Origin of the sequence: Streptomyces sp. E11-3, assembly GCF_046540415.1 — a bacterium.
Lineage (GTDB): Bacteria > Actinomycetota > Actinomycetes > Streptomycetales > Streptomycetaceae > Streptomyces.
The window spans coordinates 1-3,071 of sequence record NZ_JAZGRL010000059.1; the positions used below are offsets into that span (position 1 = coordinate 1).

The following is a 3,071-nucleotide window of genomic DNA, read 5'->3' on the forward strand; positions in this document are numbered from 1 at the left end:
GACGGGCTCCCCCACTCCGACGGGCACCGCGCCCCCGACGGGCACCGCGACCACCACGTCAGCTCGACCCTCGCCCACGGACACCCCGCAGCCGCCGCGGAAGTCCGCCACGACCCCGCAGGCAGGCCGGATTAAGCCCCACACCTCCTACCAGGGCGTCGCCACCGCCTACGAGGCCGACAACGGAGACGGCGCCTGTCTGTTCGGCCCGAGCCCCGACCTCATGATCGCGGCCATGAACACCACCGACTACGAGACGTCCAAGGCGTGCGGCGCATACGTGCTCGTCCGCGCGGCCAACGGCAAATCCATCACGGTACGGATCACCAACGAGTGCCCCCTGCCTTGCGCACCCGGCCAACTCGACCTCAGTCAAGAGGCATTCGCCAAACTCGCCGACCTCAAGGTCGGCCGGATCCCCATCACCTGGAGCCTGTTGAGCCCCAGCACCTCCGACACGATCTCCATCCGGTACAAGACCGGCTCCAGCCCCCACTGGTGCGCCATCCAGGCAATCGGCCACCGCAACCCACTCGCCAGACTGGAAATCCGCACCTCAGGCGGCTGGCGGCAACTGCCCCGCACCGCCTACAACTACTTCATCTCCGCGGACGGCAGCGGGTGCGGCAGCGCGATCAGACTCACCGACATCTACGGCGAACGGCTGACCGTCACCGGAATCGCGGTGCGGCCGAACGTCGTGCAACCCACCCAGGACCAGTTCGCCCGACACTGATCCCGCCACCCACCCAAGGGCACTCGCAAGCACACCCGCGACCTGAGCCGCACCGAAGTCGCACCGAAGTCGCACCGACGTTCGCGGACTACAACGCGCTGCGGGCCGAGGTCGTCCGCGCCTGATGAGGAAGGACGCGGACCGACCTCGGCCCTGATGTCGGGTCAGCCGGCGCTGATAGTCAGGTTATTGGTGATGAAGTTGAGCCCGCCGGACGACGAGGTGACCTCATAGCCGAACTGCACGTCGCCGATGACCTCGTTGGCGGGCATCCAGCCCTTGGTGTAGGCGATCCAGTTGAGGACCGGCTTGATGTCCACGGTGCCGGAGTTGGAGTCGGACGTCCGCAGGAACGAGAACACCTGGTTCGACCCGTTGGTGCCCTTGTAGACGTTCCAGTTGTGGCCGCCGAGCGTGACGTTGGCCTGCCAGGTGCCGATCGAGCCGACGGATCCGTTGTAGTTGACCCACAGCATGATCTCGTACTGGTGATCGTCGTCCCAGATGTCGTACGACGTGTTGTATGCGCCGGACGACGGGACGCTGACGTTGTAGCTGCTGGTGAGCCAGCCGAGGGAGTCGATCGTCTTGTTGATCGTCTTCGTTGAGTTGGGGTAGGACTTGATGCCGCCGGTGTTGGGGTGGTCGGCCCAGACACCCCAGCTGGTCCCGGAGTTGGCCCAGGTGCACTGGCTGCCGGTGCCGGAGCCCCAGACGTTGTTGTAGAGCTTGTAGCCATCCAGGCTGGTGCTACCCCATTGGTCGCAGGAGTTCCAGACTGCTGCCGCAGCGGGGGCGGAGGCGAGGCCGACGGTGGCGCCGATCGCCATCGCCGGCGCCAGCACCGCCATACCGACCCTGCGTATCGCGCCTTTTGCCATGGTGTCCCTTCCATGGGTGGGGGAATTGTGGGGGTGCTACCACGCCCCCTGGCTGAGGACGTGTCATCCGGGGCTGCGGCTCGCCGTGGAGCCTGCGCACGGTGATAGTCGAAGCGCTTCACTCGATGACGCAAGGTAATGAGGAACTTCCGGCGATACAAGAGCCTGCCGACAATGCAAACTTCTTCCTCACCAGACATTGACATCACATCTCGGAGAGTGACAGCGTCGAAGCGCTTCACTAACCGACGTCTCGCCCCCACCCTCACCAGCGCTTCCTGCGCCACCGCGTAACCCGACCGTTCCCGTGCCGCGCACTGGGTGCGCGGCACGCGACTTGCCAGGAGGCAGGCATGCTCCGACGCCGTCAGCGCCCTCTCCGTACCGCGATCGTCGGCACCGGCGCCATCGCCGGCGCCCACGCCGATGCGCTCCGGCGGTTCGTTGACCGTGCCGAGCTCGTGGCAGCGGCCGACACCGACGCCGCCCGCCTCTCCGCCTTCTGCGAGCACTGGCGCATACCCGGGCGGTACGCACACCTCGACGATCTCCTCTCCCTCGCCCGCCCCGACGTGGTCCATCTGTGCACCCCGCCGGGCCTCCACAAGGAGCAGGCCCTGGCCTGCCTCAGGGCCGGGGCCACCGTCCTGTGCGAGAAGCCCCCGGCCCTCAGCCTCGCCGAGCTCGACGAGATCGCCGAGGCCGAGCGGGCGAGTGGCGCCCACTTCGCCGCCGTCTTCCAGCAGCGCTTCGGCTCCGGTGCGCAGCGGCTGCGCACCGCCCACGCCTCGGGTGCGCTGGGCCGTCCGCTCGTGGCGCACTGCCACACCCTGTGGTTCCGCCCCGACACGTACTTCGACGTGCCCTGGCGCGGGACATGGGAGAGCGAGGGCGGCGGCCCCACCATGGGCCACGGCATCCACCAGTTCGACCTGCTTCTCTCAGTCCTCGGTCCGTGGCGCGAGGTCAGCGCGATCGCCGACAGGCTGGCCCGCCCGACGCGGACGGAGGACGTCTCCTGCGTCCTGGTCTCGTTCGAGAACGGTGCTCTCGCCACGGTCGTCAACTCCCTGCTCTCACCTCGGGAGACCAGCTCTCTGCGCTTCGACTTCGAGTACGCCACCGTCGAGGTCGACCACCTCTACGGCTACGACGACAAGGACTGGTGCATCACACCGGCCCCCGGTCACGAGGCGGACGTCCTCGCCGCCTGGGAGAGCGGGGCACCCGAGATCCCCTCCGGGCACGTGGCACAGCTGGCCGAGGTGCTCGACGCCCTGGAGCACGGCACACCGCCCCCGGTCGCCCTGTCCGAGGCACGTGACACCCTGGAGTTCGCCGCCGCCACCTACGCGTCCGCCTTCAAGCGGCGCATCGTCCGCAAGGGCGAGACGGGGTCCCCCCGGAGCCCGTTCCACCGCCGGATGCAGGGGCCGGGCGCCCCCTGGACCGCC

General features: G+C 68.3%; 3 protein-coding genes. 2 read left to right on the forward strand and 1 reads right to left on the reverse strand.

The annotated features are described in order from the left end of the window. Positions 1-736 (forward strand): expansin EXLX1 family cellulose-binding protein (locus U9R90_RS34885; protein WP_411061399.1); only part of this gene is annotated, 736 nt, incomplete at its 5' end. Positions 737-900: 164 nt separating this feature from the next. Here the strand turns inward: U9R90_RS34885 and U9R90_RS34890 are convergent. Continuing rightward, a complete protein-coding gene (locus U9R90_RS34890; RefSeq protein WP_411061400.1) occupies positions 901-1,617 on the reverse strand; it encodes a glycoside hydrolase family 12 protein in 717 nt (238 codons plus the stop codon). 353 nt (positions 1,618-1,970) lie between these two features. On the opposite strand from U9R90_RS34890, the gene U9R90_RS34895 reads away from it, so the two are divergent. Then, positions 1,971-3,071 (forward strand): Gfo/Idh/MocA family protein (locus U9R90_RS34895; protein WP_411061401.1); only part of this gene is annotated, 1,101 nt, incomplete at its 3' end.